Annotated in this window: 18 protein-coding genes; 15 read left to right on the top strand and 3 right to left on the bottom strand. The window is 43.2% G+C overall.

What is annotated here, in order from left to right:
* Window positions 1–452: 452 nt before the first annotated feature.
* The 3 genes from L884_RS0115510 to fadI all read right to left on the bottom strand — a co-directional run bounded on the left by L884_RS0115510 (window position 453) and on the right by fadI (window position 4,307).
* Window positions 453–653, bottom strand: coding sequence for a hypothetical protein (locus L884_RS0115510; protein WP_028768352.1), 201 nt, complete (start codon window positions 651–653; stop codon window positions 453–455).
* 218 nt (window positions 654–871) lie between these two features.
* On the bottom strand, window positions 872–2,992 hold the full coding sequence (gene fadJ, locus L884_RS0115505) for a fatty acid oxidation complex subunit alpha FadJ (protein ID WP_028768351.1): 2,121 nt from the start codon (window positions 2,990–2,992) through the stop codon (window positions 872–874).
* 4 nt (window positions 2,993–2,996) lie between these two features.
* Entirely contained in the window at window positions 2,997–4,307 is a 1,311-nt protein-coding gene (fadI, locus tag L884_RS0115500) for an acetyl-CoA C-acyltransferase FadI (RefSeq protein WP_028768350.1), read from the bottom strand.
* 401 nt (window positions 4,308–4,708) lie between these two features.
* On the opposite strand from fadI, the gene L884_RS0115495 reads away from it, so the two are divergent.
* From L884_RS0115495 to L884_RS0115425, 15 genes are all read left to right on the top strand, one after another.
* The gene (locus L884_RS0115495; protein WP_028768349.1) at window positions 4,709–5,665 is read left to right on the top strand and encodes an AAA family ATPase; all 957 of its coding nucleotides are present in this window, start codon (window positions 4,709–4,711) and stop codon (window positions 5,663–5,665) included.
* On the top strand, window positions 5,665–6,591 hold the full coding sequence (locus L884_RS0115490; RefSeq protein ID WP_028768348.1) for a DUF58 domain-containing protein: 927 nt from the start codon (window positions 5,665–5,667) through the stop codon (window positions 6,589–6,591). The genes L884_RS0115495 and L884_RS0115490 overlap by 1 nt, the downstream gene beginning before the upstream one ends.
* Window positions 6,592–7,089, top strand: coding sequence for a DUF4381 domain-containing protein (locus L884_RS0115485; RefSeq protein WP_028768347.1), 498 nt, complete (start codon window positions 6,592–6,594; stop codon window positions 7,087–7,089).
* Window positions 7,083–8,087 carry a vWA domain-containing protein gene (locus L884_RS0115480; RefSeq protein WP_028768346.1) on the top strand — a complete coding sequence of 335 codons (1,005 nt, stop codon included), beginning with the start codon at window positions 7,083–7,085 and terminating at the stop codon, window positions 8,085–8,087. The genes L884_RS0115485 and L884_RS0115480 overlap by 7 nt, the downstream gene beginning before the upstream one ends.
* A 2-nt stretch (window positions 8,088–8,089) precedes the next feature.
* Window positions 8,090–10,093: a vWA domain-containing protein gene (locus L884_RS0115475; protein WP_028768345.1), complete on the top strand. Its 2,004-nt coding sequence runs from the start codon at window positions 8,090–8,092 to the stop codon at window positions 10,091–10,093.
* Complete coding sequence (locus L884_RS0115470) at window positions 10,087–11,736, top strand: BatD family protein (RefSeq protein ID WP_028768344.1); 1,650 nt, start codon at window positions 10,087–10,089, stop codon at window positions 11,734–11,736. Before L884_RS0115475 ends, L884_RS0115470 begins: the two co-directional genes overlap by 7 nt.
* Window positions 11,737–11,912: 176 nt before the next feature.
* The gene (locus L884_RS0115465) at window positions 11,913–12,476 is read left to right on the top strand and encodes a sigma-70 family RNA polymerase sigma factor (protein WP_028768343.1); all 564 of its coding nucleotides are present in this window, start codon (window positions 11,913–11,915) and stop codon (window positions 12,474–12,476) included.
* Entirely contained in the window at window positions 12,469–13,173 is a 705-nt protein-coding gene (locus tag L884_RS0115460) for a DUF3379 domain-containing protein (RefSeq protein ID WP_028768342.1), read from the top strand. Before L884_RS0115465 ends, L884_RS0115460 begins: the two co-directional genes overlap by 8 nt.
* Before the next feature lie 138 nt (window positions 13,174–13,311).
* Complete coding sequence (gene putP / locus L884_RS0115455; protein ID WP_028768341.1) at window positions 13,312–14,763, top strand: sodium/proline symporter PutP; 1,452 nt, start codon at window positions 13,312–13,314, stop codon at window positions 14,761–14,763.
* A 356-nt stretch (window positions 14,764–15,119) separates the two neighbouring features.
* Window positions 15,120–16,430: an OmpP1/FadL family transporter gene (locus tag L884_RS0115450; RefSeq protein WP_028768340.1), complete on the top strand. Its 1,311-nt coding sequence runs from the start codon at window positions 15,120–15,122 to the stop codon at window positions 16,428–16,430.
* Between the two features lie 132 nt (window positions 16,431–16,562).
* The gene (locus L884_RS0115445) at window positions 16,563–17,279 is read left to right on the top strand and encodes an SIMPL domain-containing protein (RefSeq protein WP_028768339.1); all 717 of its coding nucleotides are present in this window, start codon (window positions 16,563–16,565) and stop codon (window positions 17,277–17,279) included.
* A gap of 277 nt (window positions 17,280–17,556) precedes the next feature.
* Complete coding sequence (locus L884_RS0115440; protein ID WP_051435651.1) at window positions 17,557–18,606, top strand: efflux RND transporter periplasmic adaptor subunit; 1,050 nt, start codon at window positions 17,557–17,559, stop codon at window positions 18,604–18,606.
* A 143-nt stretch (window positions 18,607–18,749) separates the two neighbouring features.
* Window positions 18,750–21,971, top strand: coding sequence for an efflux RND transporter permease subunit (locus L884_RS0115435; RefSeq protein ID WP_156925703.1), 3,222 nt, complete (start codon window positions 18,750–18,752; stop codon window positions 21,969–21,971).
* A gap of 88 nt (window positions 21,972–22,059) precedes the next feature.
* Complete coding sequence (locus L884_RS0115430) at window positions 22,060–22,281, top strand: YgaP family membrane protein (protein WP_028768336.1); 222 nt, start codon at window positions 22,060–22,062, stop codon at window positions 22,279–22,281.
* Window positions 22,282–22,303: 22 nt separating this feature from the next.
* Window positions 22,304–22,699: a rhodanese-like domain-containing protein gene (locus L884_RS0115425; RefSeq protein WP_028768335.1), complete on the top strand. Its 396-nt coding sequence runs from the start codon at window positions 22,304–22,306 to the stop codon at window positions 22,697–22,699.
* Window positions 22,700–22,813: the final 114 nt, after the last annotated feature.

Raw genomic sequence — 22,813 nt, 5'->3', positions numbered from 1 at the left:
GTTAAGCCTGTACAAACTGCCGCTATCCCGAACATCAAGGTTAAGCCGGTACTAACAGCCGCTATCCCAAACATTAAGGTTGTTAACCAAGCATCAGCTTAGTTAAGGAGAAGCATCATGATTGACTCAATTATTAAAGCACTTGGTTTTGTAAAACCTGTACGCAAAAAAGAACCATTACCTGCGGGGTTAGAACATCTAACTGTTGTTCCAGCTAAACGTTGGTGGAACTAAAAAAATAGCGAGGTGAAATTATGTTTAATTCGTTATTAGTAATGCTTGGACTAGCAAAGCCAAACCGTAAAAAAGTTAAGCTTCCTGAAGGGTTAAACCATTTAGAAGTGATCCCAGCTAAGGGCTGGTGGGGTTAAACTTAACGATAGAGCAATTTCATATTGCCTGAAAGCAAAAAAGGAGCCTAGGCTCCTTTTTGTTTTTATCATTGAATGACTTTACAAACAGATCGATATCCCCTGTTTTCCCATCGCTTTACGATAGGCTAGCTGTTTATGCGAGTTTAATAGTGGGTATGCCACTGGCCCAACAAGCAAACCTAAAAACGCCCAGCGCTTTACAGGTAATCCAGCGTTAAAGGCACTGTTACCAATCAAGTAACTCGAATAAGCTAATATTACGCAAATAACTAGTTCCACTTATCTACTCCCCATTACAAATAAGTAGCCATCCTAGCTAAACAGTCATAAAGGGTATTGTACAAGCAAACCGCACCTTAAACGAACATTTTTTAGGCACATCTTTACCTTGCGCATAAAAAAATGCGGCATTATGTTGCCGCATTGTTAATTAACCTAATATCGTCGATTCGTCACTTATAGAACTAGACGATTATGTTTGGCTCATTTGTAGTGAGTTAATTAAAAAACTTAGCTCCGTCTGCAGCCATCTGTTTCAGCTTTTCTGCAGGTTCAAATCTGTCACCATAACGGTTTTTATAATTTTCTAAGATATTAACTAAATTCTCTGCGCCTAGTGTATCGATATAGTGGAAAGGACCGCCTAAGAATGGCGGGAAGCCTATACCAAAAATCGCACCAATATCACCATCACGCGCTGAAGCGATAATTCCTTCATCAAGACAACGAACAGCCTCATTGAGCATCTGTACTACGCAGCGCTGGGCGACTTCTGAAGCTTCAGTATCTACCCCCGGCTTAAGGCCTAAAACAGTGTAAACTGTTTCATCGACTTCTTTAGCCTTCTTCTTGCCACCATAGAAATAGAAACCTTTACCATTTTTACGGCCTTTTCTATCATCTGCTAATAACTTATCAAATGCTGCCGGAGCCATAAAACGTTCACCTAGCTCTTTCTCTAAGATAGGCGAAATTTTAGCACCAACATCAATACCAACTTCATCAAGCAATGTCATTGGGCCAACAGGGAAACCAAATTTAACCAACGCTTTATCAAGATGCTCAACACTCTGCCCTTCTAGCAAAAGCTGAGCGGCTTCATTCATGTAAAGCGCTAAAATACGATTAACATAAAAGCCTGCACCATCTTGCACTACGATGGGTGTCTTGCCTTGCTTTTTCGCAAATGCAACTGTGGTCGCAATGGTTTCTGCTGATGTTTTTTCGTGGGCAATCACTTCTACCAAAGGCATTTTCTCTACAGGAGAAAAGTAATGCAACCCAATAACATTTTCAGGTCGGCTTGCAGCTTGTGCAATTTGCGAGATTGGTAAAGACGATGTATTTGAAGCAAAAATAGTATGCTCGCCACACTCTCGCTCAACATCTTTAACCATTTGATGTTTCAAACTTAAATCTTCAAATACTGCTTCAACAACAATATCAGCATCTTTGATGCCTTTATACTCTGTTGTTGTGGTCATTAATGCCATGGTGTTATCACGCACAGCTGGCGTCATATGGCGGCGTTTCACGCCTTTATCAAGCAGTTTATACGCGTAAGCCAAGGCATTACTCAAACCTGCCTGATTAATATCTTTAACCCGCGCAGGTATTTTTGCTTTAGTCGTTGTAACCGATGCAATGCCGCCGCCCATAAGACCACCGCCTAACACCATAGCCTTTTTAATCTGACGTGGCTTAGCATCACCTGCACCAGACTCTTTTTTCATCTCTGTTGTAGCAAAGAAAATACTGCGTAGCGCAGCAGACTCTTTCGACATAACCAGTTCTGCAAAATGACTAGCTTCAACTTCAAGCCCTTTAAGCATCCCCTTAGTCATACCTTGTCTAACACAATCAATAATTTTGTTTGGCGCGGGATAATTACCTTGAGTCTTCTTAGCAACTTGTTTAGCAGCCTGATCAAAAATAATATTGCGCCCTGCACTAGTCCCTTCTAATAACTGATTAATTAATGACTGTTTTTTCTTCTTTGCAGGACGTTTGCCCGCCAATGCCATTTCAATTGCAGTACGTAACAGAATTGATTCAGGCACAGCATCATCAACCAAGCCTAATTTAACAGCTTGCTTAGGTCGAAGTTGCTTACCAGTTAGCATCATATCTAGTGCCTTGGTCACGCCAACCAAACGCGGTAAACGCTGAGTTCCACCGCCGCCAGGTAGCAGGCCTAATTGCACTTCAGGTAAGCCCATCATGGTTTTACTATTTAACGAACACACACGCTGATGGCAAGCCAGTGCAAGCTCTAAACCACCGCCTAAACAAGCACCATTGATTGCAGCAACAACGGGGATTGATAAGTTTTCAAGCTCATTAAAAACCACGTGTCCTTGTTGCGACAACAACTTAGCATCTTCTACCGTATCACAGGCATCTAGCATTGAAATATCAGCGCCGGCGACAAAAGAATCTTTTTTACCTGAGATCAGGACTAAACCTTTAATACTGCTATCAGATTTGACTTCAGCTAATACATCAGAGATTTCAGGACCAAACTCGCTACGCAGTGTGTTCATGGTTTCACCAGGAACATCCATTGTTAAGATCGCAATGCCGTCTTCACGGCGGCTTAAATTAAATGTCTTTTCCATGTGATTACTCCACCTCAACAATCATAGCTGCACCTAAACCACCCGCAGCACATGCTGTTGCGAGACCTGTACCACCACCGCGGCGTTTTAATTCATGGCATACTTGTGTTACCAAACGCGTGCCTGTTGCAGCGAATGGATGACCATAGGCAAGTGAGCCACCAAGTACATTAAACTTAGCCATATCAATTTCACCAATTGCACGGTTACGGCCAAGTTTTTCTTCGGCGAACTTCTTTGAAGCAAACATCTGCATATTCGCTAATGTTTGTGCCGCAAATGCCTCATGCATTTCAATAAGCGTTAGATCTTCAAGCTCCATACCCGCTCGTTTTAACGCTAGCGGTGTAGCATAGGAAGGCCCCATCAGCATATCTTCCCATACATCAATAGCAGTAAACGCATAACTGCGAATGTAGCCAATTGGCGTGTAACCTAAGGCCTTAGCGCGCCCCTCACTCATTAACAATACAGCAGAAGCACCATCGGTTAATGGCGTACTATTTGCGGCCGTAACAGAACCATGCTTACGATCAAATGCTGGACGCAATTTAGCGTATGATTCAAGTTTAGAATCTTCGCGAATATTATTATCACGTTCAATAAATGCTTTGTATGGCGGAACATGAGCAGTCATGACTTCTTCTGCTAGTTTTCCAGCGTTCCAAGTTTCAGTGGCCAGCGTGTGAGAGCGATGAGCTAACGCATCTTGATCGGCACGGCTAATATTATAAGTCTTAGCCATCTGCTCAGCTGTTTGCCCCATTGATAGCCCGGTAGAGTATTCAGCAACAGCCGGCGGCACAGGTAACAAATCTTTAAGCCCTAAACGACGGAAAATAGCCAGCTTTTGACCAAAGCTGCGAGCTTTATTGAGATCGACTAATGCGTGGGCGAGTTTTTTTGATACCCCAATTGGTAATACTGAAGAAGAATCGGCTCCACCAGCAATACCAATATCAATGTTACCAGTGATGATTGATTCAGCGACGTTAGCCGTTGATTGAAAACTCGTCGCACAAGCGCGAGTGACACTGTAAGCATCAGTGCTAACATTCATGCCAGTGCCCAGTACGATTTCACGGGCGATATTTGGCGCCGCAGGCATTTGCACTACTTGACCATACACGAGTTGTTCAATCTCTTTAGGATCAAGCTCTGAGCGAGACAGCAGCTCGTTAACAACCATCTTGCCCATATCCAGTGCTGATACACCATGAAAGGCTGTCGCTTGCTTTGCAAATGGTGTGCGCAGGCCGGAAACTATCGCTATCCGCTCACCTCTAGCATTTGTCACCTGTTGTCTATCACTCATTTCTTGCCCTCTTATTCTACATGTCGTTTTTTGACATGCTTTTTTATATCCTTGAGAAACCTATTTGCCGCTTATTAAACAGGTCTGACCATTTAAAGTGTGATCTGATTCTAACTTCTTAACGGCAAGTTTTAAACACCTGTTTGTTTTTTTGTCTATAAAATATAAGAAAAATGTTAGTTAACAATGATTAATCATTGGCTTTCACCCTCAACCTTTGAGTTATCCACCGCAATAAAAGCTTTGTAAAGCAAAAGCTAGCGATCAAGGCAGCTATTTTCTCAGCAACTAAAACACTTGCAGGTTTATTAACATCAATTGCCACTAGCCAAACCCATAGGGAATTTTTTACTATGTCGTTGGTCTATACCTTACTAACTTTAAATAAACCGAGTAGCATCATGCCTTTGAGTCGATTTCACGCGTTACGCGAATACTTAAATACTGTCATTCTAGGACAGCCTATTCTCACCGAGAATCTACTAATTGCATTAATTGCCGACGGACACTTATTAGTTGAAGGCCCACCAGGCCTTGCAAAAACTCGCGCCGTTAAAGCACTGTGTGACGGTGTTGAAGGAGATTTTCACCGTATTCAATTTACACCAGACTTATTGCCTGCAGATTTAACTGGTACCGATATTTACCGAGCGCAAACCGCGACTTTTGAGTTTGAGGCGGGCCCAATTTTCCATAACCTGATTTTGGCCGACGAAATCAACCGAGCACCCGCTAAGGTTCAATCAGCGTTATTGGAAGCCATGGCAGAAGGCCAAGTAACGGTCGGTAAACACAGTTACCCGCTACCTGAACTGTTTTTGGTAATGGCAACCCAAAACCCATTAGAAAATGAAGGTACTTATCCGTTGCCTGAAGCTCAGTTAGACCGTTTTTTAATGCACTTGAATTTAGATTATCCAAGTGCTGAAACTGAGTTTGAGATCATGCGAATGTCGCGTAACGAAGCGCTAAAACAAGCAGCCCCGCACGTAGAACCTATTATTCAGGGTGATATATTTGCTGCCCGTGAACATGCACTACAGATCTACTTAGCTGAGCCTTTAGAGAAATACATCGTTGATATTATTATGGCAACCCGCAAACCCGAAGCTTATAGCCAAGAGTTGGCTAGCTGGCTTGAATACGGTGTAAGCCCACGTGCCACCTTATCATTGGAGCGCTGTGCCCGCGCTCGTGCTTATTTGCATGAACGCGACTTTGTGTCTCCAGAAGATATTCAAGCCGTTGCGCCTAACGTATTGCGCCATCGTTTGCTATTGAGCTATCAAGCACAAGCAGACGGTGTTAGCGCTGATGACGTAATTAACCATATTCTTTCTCAAGTTGCGGTTCCTTAATGGTCGATACAGCACTGCCGTTGTTTAGCGACGGCATTCATATTACAGAAAAAGAGCTACTTGCCTGTCAAAGTCTTGCCAAAGCATTGCCAGAAAAACGCGCCAAAGCTAAGGCCAGCCTTGCTGGTCATAGAGCTAGCTTGATTAAAGGCAGAGGCATGGAGTTTGCTGAGGTTCGCCACTATCAAAGTGGTGACGATGTACGCACCATAGATTGGCGTGTCACAGCGAGAACCGGTCAGGCTCATACCAAGCTTTTTGTCGAAGAGCGCGAGCGACCAGTGCTTCTGTTGCTCGATCTAAGCAGCAGCTTATATTTTGGCTCTAGCTTGATGTTGCAGTCGGTCCAAGCCGCACACCTTGCAACGACATTAGGTTGGAATGCTGTAATGCATGGTGACAGATTAGGTGCATTAATTGCCACAGAAAGCGAGCATATAGAACTAAAGCCCCGTAGTCGTCAACAAGGCATTTTACAAGTCGTATCAGCGATTAAAAAGTTACATCACAACCAATTACAACATCTTGCCCAAGAGCCTGAACCTGAACATATGGTAAAAGCGTGCCAACGTTTACGCCGCCTAGCAAAGCCCGGCTCTTTGATTTGGATTGTGACTGACGGTAGCCACTTTTCACCAGCTTGTTTAGCTGCACTTTCAGATCTAAAACGCCATTGCGATATTGGTGCGTTTTTAGTGACCGACCCATTGCGTCAAGGTGAGCTAAATCTGCCTAAGCATTTTCAACTACCGGTTAGAGAAGGCGCAAAAGAGCTAATCATTGATCGTCACAGCTACGAACAATGGCTATTGGGCCAAAAAACACTGCAAAACAACTTTATTGAAATGATGCAAAAATTAAACGTGCAAACTCGTATCGTCGATGCTGGGCGTCGTTTAAATCAACAATTAGAGGCGTTGAGATAAATGACCACCCAAGCAAACCCAGCACTGGCAGCCCTACAAGATATACAAACTCCTGTAGAAATCGGCGCCTGGCCATTAGCATATGGCTATTGGATTACGCTAGCCTTAATTATTTGTAGCCTTGGCCTAATTACATATTGGCTAATAAAGCGACGCCAAACTCATGCAGCAAAAAATGCAGCACTAGCTGAACTTGCAGCGCTAGAGTTGCAGCACGAGCAATTCGTAGATCAGGTCAGTAGTATCTTAAAACGCGCCGCCTTAAGTTACTCACCACGCACTCAAGTTGCGCAACTTAGTGGTGATAATTGGTACAAGTGGTTAAATGCTCAAGTCAGTAGCCCACAAAATGAGTTGTGTGAATTATTAGCGAAGCGCTTTCAGGCCAACCCATTTAGTGACGCAGAGAAATCCAAGCTGAGAGCAAGTGCTCAGCGCTGGATAAAATCTGCTTTACCGTTAAAGAAAGCCGCTAAAAGTGAGGAAAGCACATGTTAACCCTTGCTTGGCCTTTCTTATTACTATTATTGCCTTTGCCGTTTATTTTTAAGAAAAAACAGCAAACCAAACCCATGACAGGACATTTAGTACTACCAGGTGCGAGCCAGTCGTCAGCATTGGCAAGTACTACAACACGTCAGTCACTGCAAAAACGCTACTGGGTGGTCTGGTGCCTATTGGTATTAGCTTGCGCCCGACCGCTCTGGGTTGGAGAGCCGATTGAATTGCCGAGTAAAGGACGTGATTTAATGTTATCAGTCGATCTCTCTGGCAGCATGCAGATTGAAGATATGGTACTCGACGGCAAAGCGGTTGATCGCTTTACGCTTATTCAGCATGTTATTAGCGACTTTATTGAACGTAGAAAAGGCGACCGCATTGGTTTGATCCTATTTGCAGATCATGCCTACCTACAATCGCCGTTAACCCAAGATAGACGCACAGTTGCGCAATACTTAAAAGAAGCGCAAATAGGCTTAGTCGGTAAACAAACTGCGATTGGCGAAGCGATTGCACTTGGGGTGAAGCGCTTTGATAAAGTAGAGCAAAGTAACCGAGTACTGATCCTGCTCACTGACGGCTCTAACAATGCCGGTGCAATCTCGCCAGAGCAAGCTACAGCCATTGCTAAGCAGCGCGGGATCACCATTTACACAATCGGTGTCGGCGCCGATGTGATGGAACGACGCACCCTATTTGGAAAAGAGCGTGTTAATCCGTCGATGGATCTAGATGAAGCCCAGTTACAGCAAATAGCCAGTACTACAGGTGGACAGTATTTCCGTGCCCGTAACACCGAAGAACTTGAAAAAATCTATCAAGTCATCGATAGCCTTGAGCCCGTCGCCCGGGATCAACTGAGCTATCGCCCGCAAGCAGAACTATTTTACTGGCCACTAGGTTTGGCCCTTTTAGCTTCAATTATGATCTCTTTTGGTTATGTATCTTTTGGTTTCAAGCGTAATAGTAAAAACGCTAACAAAGGGGGACGCTAAACATGCATTTTTTACGTCCTGAATGGTTTATCGCACTGGTTCCACTCGCCTTGCTATTACTCATATTGTTTAAAAGCAAAGCTGCTAGATCAAGCTGGGATAACTATATAGCGCCACATCTTGCCAAAGTTTTAGTCAATGGCGTTAGCGGCAAAAAACGCAACAATGTCTACTACCTAGCAATAGCCTGGTTAGTTGCTGTATTTGCATTATCAGGCCCGGCACTGGAAAAACGCTCATTACCTGTTTATGAGTCAACGCAAGGCCGCGTGCTGGTGATGGACATGTCTCTATCTATGTATGCTGATGATTTAGCTCCTAATCGTTTAACCCAAGCTAAATATCGCGCAACCGATTTAATAGCTGAGCTCAGCGACGGTGAAACCGGTTTAATTGCATACGCTGGCGATGCGTTTGCCATCAGCCCATTAACTCGCGATAAAGCAACCTTATTAAATTTGTTACCTACGTTAACCCCCAATATTATGCCAACAAGAGGTTCAAACTTGGAGGCGGCGATAACTCAGGCACAGTCTTTACTTAGCCAAGGTGGCCACCTTCGCGGCGATATAGTGTTATTTACTGATGGCGTCTCAGCCGCACAATTTAAACGTGCAGAATCGGTGTTAAAAGATAGTCCATATCGCCTTGCTATCATGGCTTTTGGTAGTCAACAAGGCGCACCAATCAAACTGCCAGATGGTCAATTACTTCGAGATAATGCTAATCAGGTGGTTATTGCTAAAACTGATTATGCCCTACTTGATGAATTAGCCAATAATGCCGGTGGGATCATGGTGGCTAATCGCGCTGACGGCAGCGATGTTACACAAGTTAAACAATGGCTTGCAAACACCAAAGATACTAAAGCTAGCGATTTGCAAGGGGAGACATGGGTCGATCTAGGGCCTTATATTGCACTGCTTTTATTACTCCCCGCGCTGTTGAGTTTTAGAAACGGCATGTTAGCTACGTTAGCGCTGTTTGTTATCCTGCAGCCAAACGGTATTGCTGAGGCCAGTACTTGGGACAATTTATGGCAAACTCAAGATCAGCAAGCGATGCAAGCTTACAAAGCAGCTGAGTATGAAGCCGCTGCCAACCAGTTTATCGACCCGCAATGGCAAGCAAGTGCCTTATATAAAGCTGGGCAATTTGAACAAGCGCTAAACGGTTTTGAGCAAGATAGCTCAGCAAAAGGTTTATATAACCAAGGTAATGCACTAATGCAGCTTGAAAAATATCAACAAGCACAAAAACGTTATGAAGCAGCACTAGAGCAACAGCCCGACTTTGCCCAAGCAAAAAGCAATTTAGAGTTAGCTAAAAAGCTACAACAGCAACAGCAGCAACAGCAGCAACAGCAAGATAACGATCAAAATCAAGGTTCAGATCAGCAAAATCAAAGTGATGATCCTCAACAGTCACAGAATGAGCAATCACAAAAGCAAGAACCACAAGATCAACAATCGCAAGATAGTCAGTCACAAGGGCAACAAAATCAATCAGATAACGGACAGCAACAAGATAATCAGCCCAACTCAGAGCAATCTGAGCAGCAATCCGAAAAAACTGATGATGCTTCAAAGCCAAAAGAACAGCAACAGTCGCAGTCAGATGAAGCCCAAGAGCAGCAGAATAATAGTGAGCAGCAAGGCAATCAAAGTACGGACAATGAGCAGCAGCCCAACAATGATGCCGAAATGCAAGCTCAAGCCAGTGAACCACAAGCTCAGCAAACTGATGAAGCTAAAGAGCCATTAGCGCAACAAGCTCAACAAGGCGCAGCGACTAAAACGCAAGATCAGCCAGAGCAAACTGACAATGAAACTCAGCAAGTTGCCGCAACCGCGCTGCCTACTGACGAACCGCTGCCACCAGAAATGGAGCGAGCACTGCGTGCTATTGCAGATGATCCGCAAGTATTATTACGCAATAAAATGCAACTTGAATATCAGAAACGTCGCCATCAAGGCATCAATTCGAAGGAAACAGAACAGTGGTAATACGCTCAATTTTTGTGTTAGCGCTTCTCGCCCTAACCGCCTTTCCAGCAAGTGCGCTTACTCAGCTACAAGCATCAGTTGATAGCAATCCGCTTATGGAAGGAGAAACACTCGTTCTTACAGTAATTGCAGACGATGATTTAAATAGCGGTAAACTCGATACCTCTGCCCTACTTAAAGACTTTATCGTAGGACGCACCAGTATTAGCCGCAGTAAAAAAATCATGAATTTTGATGCGAGTAACGAAACCCGTTGGCAGGTTTTACTTTCGCCAAAATCTGCGGGGAATATCGAGATCCCTGCTTTTACTATTGATGGTGTCAGCTCAAATCCTATCACCTTATCTGTGCTAAAAGCTGGCTCCCAACCTCAACAGATGCAGAATATTTTTATGCGTGCCAGCCTTTCTAATGATGAGGCTTATGTCGGTCAAATGCTGACCTACAAGGTGAAGTTGTATCTAGCGCTCGAATTACAACGAGGCGTATTAAATGCACCAGATTTGAGCGGCGCACAAATAAAACAGCTGGGTGAGGACAGCGATAGTACCGAAATTGTAAATGGTCGCCGTTATCGCGTCATTGAACGTAATTACTCCATTATTGCCGATCAAGCCGGAGAGCTTAATATAGTCGGAGCCAGCTTTGCTGGAGATGTATTGGTGCAATCAAGACGCAGTGGTGCCATGTTTTCGTTTAACGAAAGTAAACCGACACAAACCAAAGCACCGGATATCAAGGTACATATAAAGCCAATTCCAGCTGACTATCATGGAGAGTGGCTAGTATCAGATTTAGTGGTGTTGAAAGAAGACTGGCCTGATACCGCAGTAGAATACAATATTGGTGATCCTATTACTCGCACCATCACTCTTTTGGCTTCCAATACCGATGAGACGAGTCTGCCTGAGATTAACCTAGCGACGCCGGCTGCATTAAAAACCTACCCAGAAAAGGCACAGCGCAATACCTTTTTACGTGATAACCAAATGGTCGCTCAGCTAACCCAAACCACGGCTATTGTTGCAACCAGTGGCGGCACTTATACGCTGCCAGAAGTTAAAGTACCTTGGTGGAATCCACATTTAAACAAGCAGCAATTCGCTACACTCCCTGCGCGCACTATTACGATTAAAGGAGCTGTGGCAGCCGAGCCTTCGCAGCAAGCAATGCCTCAACAAGCAGCAGTGACAACCACTACTGCTGGCTTTTGGCCGTGGCTATCTCTTATATTTGCCATATTATGGCTAGTCACCTTAATGTTATGGCTTAATGCCCGCAAACAAAACTCAAGGGTAACAGCGGCTAAACCATTTGCAGCAGCTCCAGCCTCAAGCTCAACCTTTGCTGAACTTAAAGCAGCCTGTGATGCAAAACAGCCGACTCGCGTCTTAAACAGTTTAACTCGCCACTATACAGAGCTCTATCAACAGCCTATGTCGTTAAACCAAATCGGCCTCACCGACGAGTTTATGCAAAACTGTATCGCAATGCTGCAAAAATCTGCATACAGTCAGAGCAAAACAGATGCACAACCTCAAGCCGATACTATTGATTACAACAAGTTAGTTAATATTGTTAAAGCAGCAAGGCCAATGCAAAGTCGCCATAGTCACTCAGCATTAAGTCAATTAAATCCTTAAGTTCGCGTCTATATTTGTTTCCCCTTTAGCGACAATCGAGCTAAAGGGGATTCTTCAGCCACTTGTCACTAGACCATAACCCCCACCACTTTTCTCATTAGACAAGAGTTCATTATTGGCAAAGTATCTGTAACAAGGTTAAGCTTGCGTTATCGCTCCAATTAGAAAAATAAAAAATGTTTGCAAGTTGGCGAAATAAAAAATCTAAATCCACGGTCTCTTCAGACATGGTTAGTAAACAACGACGATACGATAGCCTTGTCAGGGCACTTCATGCTGATATTTATCGATTCGCCTATTGGCTTTGCGGCGATAAACATATAGCAGAAGACATCACTCAAGAAACCTTTCTGCGTGCTTGGCGGTCGCTTGACTCATTAAAAGATGAGAAAGCGGCTAAAGCGTGGTTAATCACCATTTTGCGCCGGGAAAATGCCAGACGTTTTGAGCGCAAGCAGTTTAATTACTCAGATGTCGAACAAGAGTTTATCGAAGACACTTTTTCAGGTAGCACCGAAGAACATGCTGAGCAACATCTATTGCGTAGACAGATAGCAAAACTTGAACTCGAGTACCGTGAACCGCTTTTATTGCAAGTGATCGGTGGTTTTAGTGGAGATGAAATCGCCAGTTTACTCGACTTAAACCGCAATACCGTAATGACGCGATTATTTCGTGCACGCAACCAATTAAAAGATGTACTTGAACAACCAAGCCACAGGGGGCAGTCCAATGGATGATCTTAAGTTTCGCCGCCAGGCCTATAGTGATCCGCATAATCAAGATCCTGAGTTTTTAAAAGCTGCAATGGGATCCCCCGAGCATGATGCGTTTTTAAATGATCTTAGAAAGCTAGATAATAAAATCGAACAAGCATTAAAAGTTGACGTGCCTGATGATTTGGCTGCCAAGTTACTGCTAAAACAGCAACTGCAACAGCATCATTCACAGCGCCGCAAAACAGGATTTGCTTTTGCTTTAGTCGCCTCAGTTGCCTTTTTAGCGGGTATGACGTTTACCCTACTCAGAATGGCGCCAGTTGATTTAAGTCAACACGCTCTCGCTCATGTGTATCACGAAGATAAAGCGCTACACATTGATGAAGATGTTCAATTTGAACAAGTTAATTTTCAGCTAGCATCTTTAACTGGCAATCCAAGTATGCGATTTACTCAACAGCCCGGTAAGGTGTTTTATAGCACCTATTGTGATTTCCAAGGCGTACAAAGCTTGCACTTGGTCATGCAGGGTGAGCAAGGTAAGGTCACTTTGTTTATTGTTCCACTAGAAGACAGGTTAGTACTTGAAGAGGCATTTGCCGATAATAAGTACAAAGGTATGGGATTTGCTACCGATAATGCCTACATGTTACTTGTTGGTGAGCAGAAGCAAGATCTCAATTTTGTTAAAAACGAAATAAAACAAAGCTTCATCTAAATCCTTAACAACCAGTAATGCCCGAGTGGCATTATTGGTTGTATTCCATCATATTTCCGCCCTTTATTGGGCTCAAGCTCACACTTCTGTTAACATAGCGCTCCCACACATAGAAAACACAAGAAGCGTGAATCACACATGACAATTGAATTACCCATTTTGATTACTTTTATAGGCTATCTCTCTTTAATGATGGGAATTGGCTTATGGGCTTATAAAGCCACAGACTCTGTCGACGACTATATTCTTGGCGGTAGAGGCATGGGACCAGGAGTCACCGCATTAAGTGTTGGTGCATCAGACATGTCTGGCTGGTTATTACTTGGCTTACCCGGCGCGGTATATCTTGGCGGACTGGGGGAAGCTTGGATTGGTTTTGGCCTAGTATTTGGCGCATGGTTAAACTGGTTGTTTGTTGCTAAACGCCTTCGCGTTTATACCCAATTTACTGATAACGCCCTCACCTTACCTGATTTCTTTGAAAAGCGATTCGAAGATAACAAAGGCATACTAAAGCTGGTTTCTGCTATAACAATTTTAGTTTTCTTCACCTTCTATGCATCGTCAGGCATGGTCGGCGGAGCGATTCTATTTGAGAAAGTATTTGGCCTAGATTACACCCTAGCGCTTGTCATCGGCTCAACCATTATTGTTGCTTATACATTCGTTGGTGGTTTTTTTGCCGTTAGCTGGACCGATTTTTTCCAAGGCTGTTTGATGTTAATTGCGCTATTAATAGTACCTATTGCTATTATGAGTCAGCCAGAAACACAAGCAGGATTGGAAAACATCGATCCAAAAATGCTTGCGTTTATTAGTGACGACACAACTGTTGTTGGCATTATTTCACTACTTGCGTGGGGCTTAGGTTACTTTGGCCAACCGCATATTTTGTCACGTTTTATGGCGATAGCCTCGCCTAAAGATATTCCGGTATCACGACGTATTGCTATGAGCTGGATGTTGCTTGCTCTTGTCGGTGCACTAGCCACCGGTATTGCAGGTAGTTTGTATTTCGCAGCAGAGCCACTTACTAACCCAGAAACAGTATTTATCCATTTAGCTCATGCAGCATTTAATCCTTGGATTGGCGGCTTGCTGATTGCAGCCATTCTTTCAGCAATTATGAGTACTATCGACTCTCAATTGCTCGTATGCTCAAGTGTTATCACTGAAGATTTCTATAAGAAATGGCTACGCCCACAAGCACAAAGTAAAGAGCTGATGCTAGTGGGTCGGATCGGTGTACTTGCTATTGCCGTAATTGCCGGCGTTGTAGCCCTCAACCCTGAAAGCAGCGTTCTCGGATTAGTAAGCTATGCTTGGGCTGGTTTTGGCGCAGCATTTGGTCCTGTGGTTTTGTTAGCCCTATTTTGGCGCGATTATAGCCGCAACGGCGCTGTTGCCACCATCGTAGTAGGTGCGTTAACGGTTGTGGTTTGGAAGCAACTAGAAGATGGTATTTTCAGCATTTATGAAATCTTACCAGGGTTTATTTTAGCGACGCTTTCAGGTGTGATTGTTAGCATGATTAACCGCCCTTCAGATACGATAAAACAACAGTTTGATCAATTTGAAGCTAAGCTGTAGTCTCAAAAATTAACCGAAATAGATAAAAAGCGTACACTTGTACGCTTTTTTTATTTTCAAAAATTCGTCCTTAGATTTCTTACAGTTACATCTCATTAACTAATAGTGAAACCTGCTGGTTACTGCAAGTCCGTGTTGGCTATACTTTCTTTTTGCTGTTTCAATTGTTCGCGTGTTATATCACCAACTAAGAATTCGTTAATTAACTAATAATTAACAAAAAACAACTTCTGGTCGGAGTTGTTAGCTTGCCATCTACTACCTACTATGCACGGGTCTAAAAAGTGGATCTTGCCGTCAATCACAATGAATTGACCTAGAATAAGCAAGACCAAAAATAATAGAGATGAATAATAATGAAGTATTTCAACAAGACTCTTATTGCAGTATCAGTAGCTCTAGCAAGCACACAGACAATGGCGGCTGGCTTTCAACTAAACAGCCAATCAGCAACCGGTATTGGCCGTGCATTTGCTGGTGATGCTGTCATTGCAGATAATGCATCAGTTCTATCACGCAACCCAGCCGCTATGGCGTTGTTTGATGAAAAACAACTTTCTATGGGTTTAACTTATGCAGACGTACAAGTTGAAGTACAAGATGTATTTGTAAACTCAAACTTAGGTGAACTTCACTACGGCAGCATCGATGATGCCGCTGAAGCGAAAGTTATCCCTAACTTTTACTATGTTAGCCCAGTAAACGATAAGTTTGCTTACGGTGTGGCTATGTTTAGTAACTTTGGTACAGGTACTGATACTAGCGATCTATCGAAGCCAAAATCTATCTTAAATGGCGCAGCTCAGATCCCTGCTCCAGTTGATCTTCTTGGCAAAACCGAAGTGACCACAATTAACTTCAACCTAAGTGCTTCTTACCGCTTTAATGATCACTTCAGCGTTGGTGCTGGTCTTGACGTAATTTACGGTTCTGGAGTGTTAACTCGCTCTGGTGAGCTACCATTTGGCGAAAATGGTGCATATGTACCTGTAGATTTAGTTGATGTTGATGCTGATGGTATTGCCTTTGGTGGTATTGTTGGTGCGGTTTACGAAATCAATGCTGACCACCGTTTTGGTGTGAGCTATCGTTTCAGCCCAGAGTTCACTGCTGATGGTACAGTGAATTATGGCGGCACTAACTTTGAAGAAATCAATATCCCAATTCCAGATATCTTCCAAGTTGCCGGTTTCCACCAGCTAACAGATACATTTGCATTGCACTACACTGCACAGATGACAACTTGGGGTGATTTCCACGAAATCACAGTTAGCGATCCTGCAGAAGCACAACTTAAAAAGTACGCTTGGGATGATTCTTGGTTATTCAGTGTAGGTGGTACTTACACGCTAAATGATAGCTGGACATTACGTGCTGGTTACATGTTCGACCAAGGTGTTGTTGGTGAAGTAAGCTCTATTTCAATTCCTGACTCAGATCGTCAATGGTACACAATGGGTGCAACTTACAACCTATCTAAGCACACCAGCTTAGACTTTGGTATCGCATTCGTTCGCGGTGAAGAAACTCAGCTTACTGAGCAAAGTGCGGTACTTGCGCAAGTTGGTCAGCAAATGCCAATCTTGGGTAATGACTTAGGTACAGTGCACGCGACAACCACGTCAAATGCAACTTACTACTCTATCCAATACAACTACAAATTCTAAGCTAAACGCTGAATTGTTGATTGATAAAAGCCGCACTCAGTGCGGCTTTTTTATACGTAAAACTAATTTCATTTGTCTTACTTGGTCAATCCTTGTTAACGTAAAGGCATAATTTTTCAGCGAGAAAATACCATGCCTAAAAACAATGCCCTACCAGCACTTATCCTTGGCAGCTTATTATGTCTTGGCCTAATCATGTTAGGCACGACAGTTGGCGATAAGCTAATAAAAATGAAAGCAATGGAGAGAACCGTCACCGTTAAAGGTTTAGCTGAAAAAGAAGTACGTGCCAATGTTGCCATCTGGCCAATTCGCTTTACTGAAGTAAGTAACGATCTCAATCAGCTCTATCAAACAGTAGAAATCAAAACCAATAAAGTGGTCAGCTTTTTAAAGCAGCAAGGCTTTAGTGATGATGAAATTACTGTGGCACTTCCAGCGATAGATGACAGACAAGCTCAAGGTTATGTCGATCCCAATGTGAAATACCGTTACGCAGCAAAAGTCTCTATCTCTTTATATACTAACAAAGTCGATTTACTCTTAAGCACCCGCACAAACATGCTTAGCCTAGCAAAAGATGGTATCGCTATTTCAGATCAAGATTACAACAGCAAGGCACAGTTCTTATTTACCGAACTTAATAATGTCAAACCTGAAATGGTTCAATCTGCCACCCAAAATGCACGTCAAGTTGCAGAAAAGTTCGCTAAAGATTCCGACTCAAAACTGGGGAAAATTAAGAATGCTTCCCAAGGCCAATTTAGCATTAGCGATCGCGACAGTAATACACCGTACATTAAAAAAATAAGAATCGTTTCTACCTTAACCTACTACCTTAACGATTAGTCGAAATTGTTATGTGTGGCTCAGCTTTATAGGACATAAGCTGAGTCACGTCACTGCGCTAAGCCAACTCTCCACCTCAATGACTCAAGCCAAAACTTGGCTTATCTAAACTAACAACTGCAATTAAAAACAACAGTATAACCTCAGTAACTTGAAGGGTACTCCCACGCTCTAGTCATACCAAACCAATTCATCGTATTTTCCTAATAAATAATTATTGCATACAAGTTAAGCTTCCATTAGAATTTTTGCATGGAATGAATTTGGTGAAATTACTATGCTAAAACAGAAAAACAAAAAGGCAGTTATCGGGCTTTTTCTCGGTACATTGCTCACAACACAGCTATCTGCAGCATCTTCGCTTGCAGCTGAAACCATCGAATCAATTCAAATTAAACCACGTTCTATTGCAACTCGCGTAACTCTCGACGCCTACATAGAGCCTGTTAAGGCTGCAACGGTATCAGCGCAAACATCCGGTCGTATTATCAAGCTCAATTATGATATTAATGATGTGGTTGATGCAGGTTCACCATTGTTAGAAATCACTAATATCGAACAAGGCGCGCAACTCTCTGCGGCAAATGCGGAATATGCCAAGGCACAAGCAATCAATATCGAGACCCAACGTCAACTCGCTCGCTATCAAACACTGTTTCCACAAGGCGCTATTTCTCAAGGTGCGATGGATGAAGCACTGGCCAATGCCAAAGCTGCAGAGCAACAGCTCAGTGCTGCTAATGCTAAGGTCGCTCAAGCTAAAGAGTCAGTAAAATACACTGTGGTAAATGCGCCGTTTTCAGGAGTAGTGACCCAACGACACGTAGAGGAAGGTGAAACGGTTAGCCCCGGACAAGCTCTGTATTCAGGCTATTCATTAAGCCAAATGCGTGCTGTCACTCACATTCCGCAGCGCTATGTTGCAGCAGTAAAACGTCAACCGCAGTTTCGCTTAATCTTGGCAACGGGTGAACAGATTGAAAGCGATGAATTGACCCTATTTAGCTTTATCGATCCCAATACCCATAGTTATAAAGTCCGAATCAACCTGCCGCAAAACCAAACAGATGTTATTCCCGGCAGCTTAATCAAGGCGCAATTTGTTAGTGATAACCGCACAGCAATATACATTCCTAAATCATCAATTATGACCATGAATGCGCTTGATGCTGTGTACCTTAAGCAAGATAAAAACTGGGTCCTCACCCAAGTAAGAGTCGGCAGTAGCGATAACGGCCAAATAGAGATATTAGCGGGATTATCTACTGCTGATGTCATCGCTAAAGACGCCTATCAAGCGCTACAAATTCTCAATAACCACCATTAGCTTATTGATGAATTACCACAACAAAAGCAACAGCGTGTTTAGCTATCAAACATCAAGCCTTATTACTTGCCGATGTTTTAGCTCTACCAACAGCTTACCTAAGCACAATGTTTGATTGAAAAGTTAGTACTAGGATAGTTTATATGCCAACGCCAGCCAATTTAGGAATTTCAGGGCGCATTGCCCAGACCTTTCAAGCAAATGCCATTACACCGTTATTAGCACTGTTAGGGTTACTATTCGGACTCTTTGCCATTGTGGTCACGCCAAAAGAGGAAGAACCACAAATTGATGTCACCTTTGCCGATGTATTTGTCCCCTTCCCCGGTGCAACACCAAGGGAAGTTGAAAGCTTAGTGACCTTACCAACCGAGCAGATTATTTCAGAAATCAAAGGCATTGATACCCTATATTCTTTCTCTCAACCTGATGGCGCACTGTTTATTGTGGCATTTGAAGTCGGAATTTCACGCAATGATGCGATTGTAAAGCTCTATAACCAGCTCTATTCAAACCAATACAAGTTGCCGCTTGCTGCAGGCGTCGGCGAACCGCAGATTAAGCCACGCGGCATCGATGATGTACCGATTGTGAGTCTAACCTTATGGTCAAAAGATCCATCAATGTCAGCAGAAACGCTTACTCAAGTCGCAAATGGATTAGAAACTGAAATTAAACGTATTCCTGGCACCCGAGAGATCAGCTCATTTGGCGATCAGCAGTTGAGTTTAAACGTCAGGATCGATCCGGTAAAAATGAATTACTACGGTGTATCCTTCGATGAAATGAACCAAAGCTTACTCAACAACAACCACATTTCAACGCCAAGCTCACTGGTGCAAGCTAACCAAGAAATTAAAGTGCAAGCAGGACAATTCCTACAAAATATTGAAGACGTTAAACAACTCGTTGTTGCAGTAAAGCAAGACCAGCAGGGTCATTTAGCGCCTGTATACCTCGCTGACTTTGCGGATATTAGCCTCAAAGCAGCACTACCGACTCAAAGTGCTTGGCATAGTGATAAACAAGATATCTATCCAGCTGTCACTATCGCCATAGGCAAACAACCCGGTGAAAATGCCGTTGATGTCGCCAATAACATTATGCAGCGGATCGACAAGGTACAAAACCTACTAATCCCAAAAGGGGTTGAGATCAGTGTTTCACGTAACTATGGCGAAACCGCTGGTGAAAAAGCCAATACACTTATTTTAAAACTGATGTTTGCTACCGCGGCTGTCGTACTATTAGTTGTAATGACTATGGGGCTGAGAGAATCAGCTGTCGTTGGCATTGCCATTATAATCACCTTAGCACTCACTTTGTTTGCCTCTTTGGCGTGGGGCTTTACCTTAAATCGTATTTCTCTGTTCGCACTGATTTTTTCGATAGGTATTCTCGTCGACGATGCCATTGTTGTCGTTGAAAATATTCATCGCCATATGGCAATGGGCAAACGCTCATTCACTGAGTTAATCCCTGTCGCCGTTGATGAAGTTGGCGGCCCCACGATTTTGGCGACCTTTACTGTGATTGCAGCGCTATTGCCTATGGCCTTTGTGTCAGGACTAATGGGGCCTTATATGAGCCCTATTCCAATTAACGCCAGTATGGGAATGCTAATTTCACTCGCGGTTGCTTTTTTGATAACCCCATGGCTTAGTCGTAAGTTCTTACGCAAAGCCGCTGGTATGCACACAGAGAATCATGCCCTTGATGATAATCAGGGCCTGATGTTTAGGCTGTTTAATCATTTAATCGGCCCCTTTGTACAGGGGCGACATGCTCGCAAAGCACGATTTGGCTTAGCCGCGGCTATTTTCGTTTTAATTGCTGGCGCCGTTGCTTTACCCATGGCAAAACTGGTGGTGCTTAAAATGCTACCTTTTGACAATAAGTCAGAATTTCAAATCTTAGTCGACCTACCTGAAGGAACACCGGTTGAACAGACTCAAAAAGCGCTAAAAGAGCTTGGCCGTTATCTCAATCAAGTAGAAGAAGTTGCAAGCTATCAACTCTACGCTGGTACCAGTGCGCCAATAAACTTTAATGGTTTAGTGCGTCACTATTTCTTACGTCAAACCCAAGAACTTGGTGATATTCAAGTTAATTTAGTTGATAAGAAACAACGTGATCGTGACAGCCATACAATTGCGCTTAGTGTAAGACAACCACTGCAAGCTATAGGCAAAAAATACAATGCCAATATAAAAATCGTTGAAGTGCCGCCTGGCCCACCGGTGTGGTCACCTATTCTTGCAGAGATCTACGGTCCTAGCGAAGCTATCCGTGAACAGGCCGCAAATCAGATCTTAGGCATATTCAAGCAAACTCAGGATGTCGTCGATATTGACATCTATCTACCTGCAGCAGCGCAAAAGTGGCAAATTATCATAGACAGAACTAAAGCCAGCTTATTAGGCGTACCATATCAGCAAATTGTTGACTTAATCGCTACCTCTGTTGGTGGCAAAGATGTCAGCTATCTACATAAGCGTAATCAAAAATACCCTGTACCAATTAACCTACAGTTACAGGAAGGCGCAAAAGTTGATTTAGACCAAGTGTTAAACCTCACATTACGCGGCACTAACGGACAAACAATAGCTGTATCAGAGTTGGTGAAGATCAACAAAGAGCATATTGATGCGCCTATTATCCATAAAAATATGATCCCGATGATCATGGTGGTTGCCGATATGGCGGGGCCACTCGATAGCCCGCTGTATGGCATGCTCGATATGGTGGGACAAATCAATAAGCAAAATGAATCGAATCACCATTCAGGCTTTACCTTTCAACAGCATTATGTAGAACAACCTAGCGGTATAGATAACGTAGCAGTACTTTGGGACGGCGAGTGGAAAATCACCTACGAAACCTTTAGAGACATGGGCATAGCTTATGGCGTAGGTATGATTGCTATCTACCTGTTAGTCGTCGCCCAATTCAGATCTTATCTGGTACCACTCATTATCATGGCGCCTATCCCGCTTACCATCATAGGGGTAATGCCCGGCCACGCGTTGTTAGGGGCACAATTCACTGCAACCTCAATGATAGGCATGATTGCTCTTGCAGGAATAATTGTACGCAACTCCATACTCCTAGTGGACTTTATTCAACAAGAAACCGCGGCAGGAGTTCCGTTTCAACAGGCGGTAATCCATTCAGGCGCGGTGCGGGCAAAGCCCATCATGCTTACAGCTCTCGCGGCTATGATAGGAGCATTATTTATTATTGATGACCCTATTTTTAATGGACTCGCCATTAGCCTTATTTTCGGCATTTTGATCTCCACCCTACTTACATTAGTGGTGATCCCTGTGCTGTATTTCGCCGTGATGAAAAAGCGTTACCCGTAATTTATGACTAATAACAGCTTGGTTCGCTAGAGCCAAGCTAACTTGCCAAAACTAATCACTCAACCAAAATCAACAATAAGGAAGCACTATGTCAGTCGAACGCGTAACTATGGCTTTTGCCGGATTAATGGTATTACTGTCTGTTATGTTAACTATATGGATTAACGATAATTTTATCTGGTTCACAGTTTTTATAGGGGCAAATTTATTCCAAAGCGCCTATACTCAGTTTTGTCCCGCGGCGATTATTTTACGCAAAATGGGCTTTCAATCTGAAGCCCAATTAGCAAGAGCCAAACAACATTTATGAATAACAAAAATAAGGTATTTTGATGAGTAACGCGTTTAAATTAAACTATTCACAGCCAAAAATAATGGCTGTTTTATTAGGGTTAGGCCTACTACTTACAGTATTTAGCTCTGTAGTCAGTGCCGCAGAGCTTGACGCAAAAGTCGCTTGGCAAAAAATTGACTCAGGCGCACTGATTGTCGATGTGCGTACACCTGAAGAGTTTGCCCAAGGCCATCTGCCAAATGCCATCAATATTCCTTACCAACAGATTAACCAAGCCTTTAGCCAGCAACAAATAGCCAAAAACCGCTCAGTAGTGGTTTACTGTCGCAGTGGTAATCGTAGTGGTATCGCTGACAAAATGTTAGAAAATGCTGGTTACACCAAGGTGTATAACGGTGGTGGCTATCAAACATTAATGATGGAAAAACGTTAAAACCAAACCACTTTCTTTAATTTACGCCCAAAAAAAGCTGCTTACGCAGCTTTTTTTATATGGAGGACATCTTGGTTTTATAAAAACAATTAAATTAGCGAGTTCACCCACCAG

This window comes from Shewanella fidelis ATCC BAA-318 (assembly GCF_000518605.1).
GTDB classification, from domain to species: domain Bacteria; phylum Pseudomonadota; class Gammaproteobacteria; order Enterobacterales; family Shewanellaceae; genus Shewanella; species Shewanella fidelis.
The sequence above is the reverse complement of the archived record's forward strand: the minus strand, read 5'-3'. Positions and strand labels throughout refer to the sequence as shown.